This window comes from Bacteroidota bacterium, from assembly GCA_018698135.1.
In the GTDB taxonomy this organism is placed as follows: domain Bacteria; phylum Bacteroidota; class Bacteroidia; order CAILMK01; family JAAYUY01; genus JABINZ01.
The window spans coordinates 1-8543 of sequence record JABINZ010000050.1 but is presented as its reverse complement, the minus strand read 5'-3'; the positions used below and the strand labels follow the sequence as shown (position 1 = coordinate 8543).

At 33.2% G+C, this 8543-nt stretch carries 5 protein-coding genes; all 5 read left to right on the top strand.

Annotated elements, in window-relative coordinates; all coding sequences use genetic code 11:
• Window positions 1-186 precede the first annotated feature (186 nt).
• The 5 genes from HOG71_03100 to HOG71_03080 all read left to right on the top strand — a co-directional run bounded on the left by HOG71_03100 (window position 187) and on the right by HOG71_03080 (window position 8464).
• Window positions 187-1491, top strand: coding sequence for a response regulator (locus HOG71_03100; GenBank protein ID MBT5989817.1), 1305 nt, complete (start codon window positions 187-189; stop codon window positions 1489-1491).
• 544 nt (window positions 1492-2035) lie between these two features.
• Window positions 2036-3949: a response regulator gene (locus HOG71_03095; protein ID MBT5989816.1), complete on the top strand. Its 1914-nt coding sequence runs from the start codon at window positions 2036-2038 to the stop codon at window positions 3947-3949.
• Between the two features lie 254 nt (window positions 3950-4203).
• Window positions 4204-5739, top strand: a complete 1536-nt coding sequence (locus HOG71_03090) for a response regulator (protein MBT5989815.1) — start codon at window positions 4204-4206, stop codon at window positions 5737-5739.
• Window positions 5740-6063: 324 nt separating this feature from the next.
• Window positions 6064-6981, top strand: a complete 918-nt coding sequence (gene phnD, locus HOG71_03085; protein ID MBT5989814.1) for a phosphate/phosphite/phosphonate ABC transporter substrate-binding protein — start codon at window positions 6064-6066, stop codon at window positions 6979-6981.
• A complete protein-coding gene (locus HOG71_03080) occupies window positions 6965-8464 on the top strand; it encodes a two-component sensor histidine kinase (protein ID MBT5989813.1) in 1500 nt (499 codons plus the stop codon). Before phnD ends, HOG71_03080 begins: the two co-directional genes overlap by 17 nt.
• The last annotated feature ends 79 nt before the right edge of the window (window positions 8465-8543 follow it).

Genomic DNA, 8543 nt, shown 5'->3' with positions numbered 1-8543 from the left:
ATTTTCGTGTGTGGATCAATCCTTTTTTACGATATAGCTAATGCTTATCTGGCAACCCCTGATCTCACACACTAGTCAATTACATTTTGAATCTCAACAATGTAATGACCTTTTTCTAATTCTCAACAAAAATAAAAGGGCTATCCAGAAGGTCATATTGATGTAGAACGCTATTTAGTCATACCTGTGTTTTCAGAGAATGAAATAGTAGCCGTTGTAGGAGTTGCCAATAAGCAAAGCGATTATGATGAATCGGATGTGCGACAGCTTAGGTTATTAATGGATAGTGTCTGGAAAATTATTGAAAGAAAGCGATTTGTTGAGGAGCTAAATCTGTCAAAAATAAAGGCTGAAGAATCAGATCGATTAAAGTCTGCTTTCCTGGCTAATATTTCACACGAGATTCGAACCCCCATGAATGCCATTCTTGGGTTTTCTCAACTTTTGTCAATGCCCGATATTAGCGATGATGAGAAAGAAGACTTCATTAGTTTAATTAATTCAAGAGGCAACGATTTGATGCGTATCATAGATGACATCATTGAAGTCTCAAATATTGAAGCAGGCCACATAAGTATTGAGAATAAAGCTATTTATCTGCAGGATTTTCTTAAAAAAATTGTTCACTCCTTTGAAAATAGTAAGGAGCTGAAAGAGAAAGAAGAGGTTAGTTTCTCATTAATCCCAACAAGAAAATTAAAAAAAGAGATTCAAATATTTACAGATGAAGAAAAACTGCGGATGATCTTGTTCAATTTAGTTGAAAATGGATTAAAGTTTACTTTGAAAGGAAATGTAGAACTGGGTTATAAATTTAATAAATCAGATTCAGGAATGATCGAATTCTATATCAAGGATTCGGGTATTGGCATTCCTCAAAAAAAACAAAAACAAATTTTTGATATATTCCGACAAGTTGATGAAGACCATACACGTGAGTTTGGTGGTACCGGACTTGGATTAGCAATAGCTAAACGATTTGTTGAAAGTATGGGCGGTAAAATTTGGCTGGAATCTATCATGGGAAAAGGTTCAACATTTTATTTCACTATCCCACATTATATAAAAGATGATGATGTGTTAAAATTAGTAACACAACAAGATGATCAGCCTGAGCGGAACTGGTCTGATAAATGTATTTTGGTGGTGGAAGATAATCCCATGAATTTTATGTTCATCGATCGGGTATTGTCTCGTACGGGAGCAAAAACCTACCGAGCGTCAGATGGGAAAGAAGCCGTTGAACTATATTGTATGACCAAAGATATTGATTTGGTTCTCATGGATATCAACTTGCCAAAGAAATCAGGATTTGAAGCCACAGCTGAAATGAAGAATTTCAATGATAAAATCCCGTTTATTGCTCAAACGGCTTATTCCATGCCAGTAGATGAAAACATGGACTTTGGGCCAACTTTCGAGGCAATTATTAAAAAACCCTATACGCCCGATCAGTTGACTGAAATAATAGGTGGTTTTTTGGATGCATAATGGGGTGCCTTGCATAATAGTGGATATGTATGAGTGTGTGACATAGTTTATGGTTAAACCCTGCAATTCATTTTGGCTACTTGAGCTTCTATAAATATCAATAATAGAAATCACAAATTCGAATGATCAAATCTCTCCACTGGAGTCCTTCGGACAAATAAATCACAAAATATAATAACCAAATTTCAAAACTTCCCTAGATATTCAATACTGTTTGATTATTGAAATTTTTAACATTGGTTATTTTTTGATATTTGTTGATTGTTTATTGGTGTTTTGCAAGGGTAGAAACACAAAGCCACAAAGAAGTCACAAAAAAGATACTTTTCTGTAAATACACTTACTCAATATCTCCATTTTTATATTCAAACATCTTTCAAAATAAATGTTTCAACAGTAAAATTTAGGCAGTTGAGTATGTATATTGACAATTATCAACAAAATTGTTCACAAAGCATAAATTATTTACATGCATTAAATATTTAAACACATTAAATTAGTAGCATTATTTAATGTGTTTTGCTCAACTTTTTATTAATCCATAATGGAAAAGAATTTAAGAATTCTGATTGTTGAAGATTCGGAATATGACGTTCGAATTATTGTTGAAATCCTTAAACACAATCAATATCAGGTCGAATACATCAATGTATTTTCTGCAGAAAAAATGCATGAGGTATGTAAAAATGATCATTTCAATCTGATTATTTCTGATTATACCATGCCTGACTTTGATGGTATTCAAGCTCTTGGAATTGCAAAATCATATTTTCCTGATGTGCCTTTTGTTATTGTTTCAGGAACTATTGGTGAGGAAACAGCTGTTAATGCCATGAAATCGGGTGCTTCCGACTATATCATGAAAGACAATTTGAAAAAATTGGTTCCTGCCGTGAAAAATATAATGGAAAAAGTCAGGATAAAAAAAGAGCTCAAAGAAGTTGAAATTAAATATGCACATCTTTTTAATAGTATGCTTGAAGCCATTTTTGTAACCGATACTTCACGAAATGTGATCAATGTGAATCCACAGTTTTTGGTTTTGTTTGGTTATAGTATGGACGAAGTGTTATATAAACCGACTAAAGTATTATTTAAAGACAAAAAGGATTATTTCGATATTGGTAAAAAACTAGCTGACTTAGGGGAGGAGAAACTGACCATCAATATACTTGAATTGGTTAAAAAAGATGGCAGTAGCTTTATTGCTGAAGCCAGAAGTTACCCCATGTATAATGCAAAAGGAGTGAGTTATGGCGTTATTACTCTGTTTAGGGATGTAACAGAAAGCAAAAGAATGGAGGCTGAATTAATCAGCGCCAAGGAAAAGGCTGAAGAATCGGATCGTTTAAAGTCTGCATTCATGGATAATATGTCGCATGAGGTACGAACTCCACTTAATGCTATTATTGGTTTTTCACAGCTTTTATCCATGCCTGATTTACAAACAGAAGAAAAAGAAGAATTCATTTCACTGATCAACTCTCGTGGTAACGATTTAGTGCGCATTATTTCAGACATACTGGAGATCTCTAAAATTCAAGCCGGATCGATTGAGCTATCTACAGTTCCGTGTAATTTGAATAATCTACTGAATGATATTAAACAAAAATTGGAAGCAAGTCCGCTTAAAAAAGAACGACCTGCAGTGTTTATTAATCTACAAAATGAACTTAAATCAGATATCAATTTAATTAATACCGATATAGAAAAATTGCGTTTAATTTTGTTTAATTTGATTGAAAATGCGCTTAAATATACACCTGACGGTCAAATTGATATTCAGTTTCAGCCTGATGCAACAAATAAGGATTGTATTGCATTTAGCATTAAGGACAATGGCATTGGAATTTCTGCATATAAACTACCCATTATTTTTGATGTTTTCAGACAGGTGGATGATTCACATACTCGAATCTATGGAGGAACAGGTTTAGGCCTATCTATTTGCAAAAGCCTGATAGAAAAATTAGGTGGTGAAATTCAGGTTAAATCACAAGAAGGTGTAGGAACCGAAGTAAGCTTTACAATCCCTCATAACAAAACAAGTGATTTTTCACATAAAGACGATAACGGATATCCTGATTGGTCAGCAACAAAAATATTGGTGGTAGAAGACAATAGTCAGAACTATCTTTTCATCGAAATGGTCATTAAAAATACAGGAATACAAATTGAATGGGCCAAAGATGGCAAACAAGCCATTGATATTATGCAAAAAACACCTGATTTTGATTTGATATTGATGGATTTACAGCTTCCTAAAATGAGTGGAATTGAGGTCACTAAAATATTCCGTGACCAAAATGTTACCTGCCCTATTATTGCACAAACTGCTTTTAGCATTCCTGAGCATTTCAACGAAAAATACCAAATTGAATTTGATGATTATCTGCAAAAGCCATATAAGAAAGAGATTTTGATCCAATCCATTCACAAACAATTATTTGGTGAATAAAGAATAGTTTTTAGAGGTTCCTGTAAGCAAAGATTATTTTTCAGCACTTATTTGAACATTGTTACCTTTTCTTTCAAAATATTTACGATAATTGCAAAGCAATAAAGTTAATTTAGCTGCTTGTAATTGAATACATGCAATTATAACAAGCCCGATGGCAAACTCGTAGGGAGCAATCAATTTTATCACGAACAATTTTACTGGATCAACATAACTATATAATCCTGCCTAACGAATAGAATTAATAATAGTTTATGAGTAGTATGAATAAGAAAATTCTGGTAGTGGATGATATCCCTGAATTGAGATCCATTACAACAAATGTATTGATTAATGCAGGTTACGAAGTTGTGGAAGCAAGAAATGGAGCAGAAACCTTTGAAAAGGTTGTTAAGGAGCTTCCAGATCTTGTTTTGTTGGATATAATTCTGCCAGATATAAATGGTGTGGAAGTTTGTCGCCAAATTAAATCAATGCGACTGAACAGCCCACCTTATGTTGTTCTATTCACTGCCGAACTAATAACCTCAGACGATCAGGCTGTTGGCCTGGAAGGTGGCGCTGATGGTTATATGAGCAGACCGATAAGTAATAGAGAATTGCTCGCACGTATCGAAAGTTTTTATCGATTGAAAAGTACAGAAGATGCATTGCGCGAAAGTGAGCAAAAACTGATTGAACTCAATGAGCAGAAAAGCAAAGTGTTTTCCATTATTGCACACGATTTGAAAGCCCCATTTAACAGTATTCTTGGTTTTGCAGACATATTAAACAGCGAGTTAGAAAATTTAGATGATGATGAATTGGAGATGTCTGCTTTTAACATCTATTCCTCAGCACTCGAAGCAAATAACTTATTGGTAAACTTATTGGAATGGTCAAAGCTTAACTGGCGATCAAGTTATTTCAGAGCGCAAAATTTCAATCTGGAAGAAATGATTTCAGAAGTCACCATCACCTATCAAAGCATATTTGATTCGAAGGAAATTGATGTAGAGGTTGATGTTGATGAAGATATTGAGGTGCATGGCGATAGGGATATGTTGCATACGATTGTAAGAAACCTATTTACGAATGCTATAAAATTCAGCCATGTTCAAGGTATTATTAAAATTCAGGCCGTAATTGTTAATGGTGAAATAGTATTAAAAATTATTGATAAAGGAATTGGCATTAGGGAAAATGATAAAGAGTTTTTATTAAAACCCGATAGTTTTCATACAACCATTGGCACACATGATGAGAAAGGAAGTGGACTGGGTTTAAACATTTGCCTTGAACTGATTTCAAAAAATAGAGGTCGAATTTGGTTTGATAGTAAAGAAAATGAAGGAACCACATTCTTTATCAGCATGCCATTAGCACTGAGTGTTAAGCATGAAAATGACAAGCCCGAAACGTCCTTGAATGAAAATGATTCATTTCTGAAAGGAAAAACGATTTTGGTAGCTGAGGATATTGACCATGTTTTTAAGTATATCGAGTTTATTTTAAAAAAGAGTGATGTAAAGCTGATATGGGCAAAAAATGGTCTGGAAGCATTAAACATTATGAAGGAAGGCAAACAAATTGATTTGATATTAATGGATTTGTCGATGCCGGAAATGAATGGACTGGATGCCACAGCCGAAATAAGAAAGCTGAATATAGAAATTCCTATTATTGCTCAAACTGCCTTTGGTTTGAACGATGAACATCAAAAAAGTCTCCGCGCAGGATGCAATGATTACATACAAAAACCCTTGAATTATAAAGATTTGATGGCTCTTATTTCAAAGTATTTGAAATAATGTAAGATCGATTTCAATTTCCTTACAGTAGTTACATATCTGCTTGCTTATTATTATTCGATTAAGCATTACGCATACATTTAGGCTTGTTGTTTTAATTAGCAGTAGAAAGTTGTTGAAATGCTTAGAAATCTCTGCTTGAATTGAATATTCTTATAATTCCCAAAACCAATTTATCCCATTTATTTATCATAGGAAGCTTTCTGTAAATTAGTATGGAACGTTTTGTGTGCAATGCATACAATCTTAAAATTAGCTGTACTTTTATAGTAACTAAATACAGTGATACTTTGGTATTACAATTCAGACCTAAAATATAAGATTATGCAAAGATATATTTTGATATTGCTGCTGATAGTAAGCGTTTCATGTAACAAACAGAATAAGGATAAGGCCACCGTTGATTTTGCAGAAACAATTGATTCAGACCAGAATTTAAATGCGAATGAATCAAAGGCAGTATACATTGCCATTGCTTCCATGACATCTCCAAAGGAAACCTATACCTATTATAGTGAATTGATTGAGTATATCTCTAAAAAGGTAGGTTATCCTATTTATATCAAACAAAAAAAGACCTATGAAGAAGTAAATTTGTTATTGGAGAATTCCGAAGTTGATTTTGCTTTTATATGCTCAGGCGCATTTGTTGACGAATACAAAAACAACAAAATAAAGCTATTGGTTGCTCCTGAAATCAAACAAAAGTTATCATACAATGCCTATATTATTACGCAAAAAGAATCAGGTATTGAAAAAATAGCAGATTTTAAAGGCAAAAGTTTTGCCTTCACAGATCCACTTTCCAATACAGGGCGACTTTATCCTTTAAAAGAAATAGCAGAGCAGGATCAAAATGAATCCGATTTTTTTCGCAAGGTTATTTACACTTATGGTCATGATATTTCAATTCAAATGGTTAACCAAGGTATTATGGATGGAGCCTCCGTTCACAGTTTGATTTATGACTATATTGCCTTACATAATCCTGAGAAAGTGGAGAATATTAAGATCATCCAAAAATCAGAAGAATATGGCATTCCACCCATTGTAACACCTGTTTCGCTGGATCAAAAAAGTTTTAATACCTACCAGAAAATATTTTTAGAAATCCATAACGATAGTCTTGGGAAAATAATATTAGATAAATTACTGATTGATAAATTTCGACTGGTAAATGATTCGATTTACAAGAGTGTTTTTCAGCTTAAAGAATACATTGATCATGAAGACGCCAAATAGAATTATCAATTTCCCTCTTTTTTGGAAATTTGCTATTGCTTCAACCATTATAGTGGTCATTTTTGGATCTATTAATTTATTCTTGTTGTGGTCTTCGGTCTATAAATCGTTTGAAAAGGAAATTGATAAGCGCTGTAAAGTATTGGCAACCATTATTTCTGAAAAAGCATTGAGCCCTTTGGTTTATGAAGATCATCTTGGACTTTATACCATACTTAATGAGATTAAAAACAGTGACCCCAGCATTTCGTATATTTTTATCTTAAATAATTCAAACAAAATTGTTGCCCAAACCTATGATATTAATATCCCTGAAGGCTTATTGAGTGTCAATTCATTAAAGTCGGGGAATTATAATATTGAAGCAATCAAAACAACTAATTTCGAATTTCCCGTTATTCGAGATATTGCCTATCCCATTTTAAATGGAGAGCTTGGAACGGTTAGGCTTGGCATTGTTGAAGAGCATATCCAACAGGAAATGACTCTGGCAACAAAAACCTTGGTTCTTATGATTGCTGCATTTTTATTGTTGGGTTTATTGGGAGCGTTGTTTTTCTCCTATATCATTACAAAGCCAATAAAAATTATCAGTCGAAAAGCCCAAATTATTGATTTAAATTATATTGATAAAGAGGATCTTATTACCATAAAAAGAAAAAAAATTAGTCCGTTTAGGTTTCAATCAAATGATGAGTTAGATATTCTGGTTACAAAATTTTCTGAAATGATTAATCGATTGAAAACGAGCTATATCACCTTGAAAGATACACAGGGAGCATTGGTACAAGCTGAAAAATTAGCTTCCTTGGGCACACTGTCTGCTGGTCTGGCTCATGAAATAAACAATCCTATTACAGGAATTATAAATTGCACCAATCGGATTATTAAGAATCCAGAGAATATAGAGCAAAATGCCAATTATGCACGCTTAATCAAGGAGGCCATAAGTAAAATTGAAAATGTTGTTCAACGCCTGTTAAACTTCAGCCGAAAAGAAAATATATCCTTAAAAAAAACCAATTTGAATTTGCTTATCGAAAGTGCAATTAAGCTGGCCGATTACAAATTGAACAATAGTGATATTGAATTGAAAACAAAGCTAAAAGAAACATATTTTGTCAATGGAAGTGCAAATCATTTAGAACAGGTAATCATGAATTTACTATTGAATAGTTTGGATGCTATCATAGAACGAAAGGAAAAGGAAGTTGATTTAAAAGGAGAAATAGAAATCGGAATAAACAAAGTTTCCGATAAAGTATACATTCATTTGAAAGATAATGGAATGGGTATCCCTCAAAAAATAGGGAATGAAGTTTTTGATCCATTTTTTACATCAAAAAAAGTGGGGAAGGGTACAGGCTTAGGATTAGCTGTATCATTTAATTTAATAAAAGAACATGGTGGTTCTATTCGATTTAGCAGCACAGAAGGAGTGGGAACTGAATTTGTTATTGAATTACCCTGTTATACTAAATAGGTAAAATGAAAATTTTTGTTGTCGATGACGAAAGAATAATACGGGTTTCGCTCTCTGATGAATTAAGAGATGCAGGCTT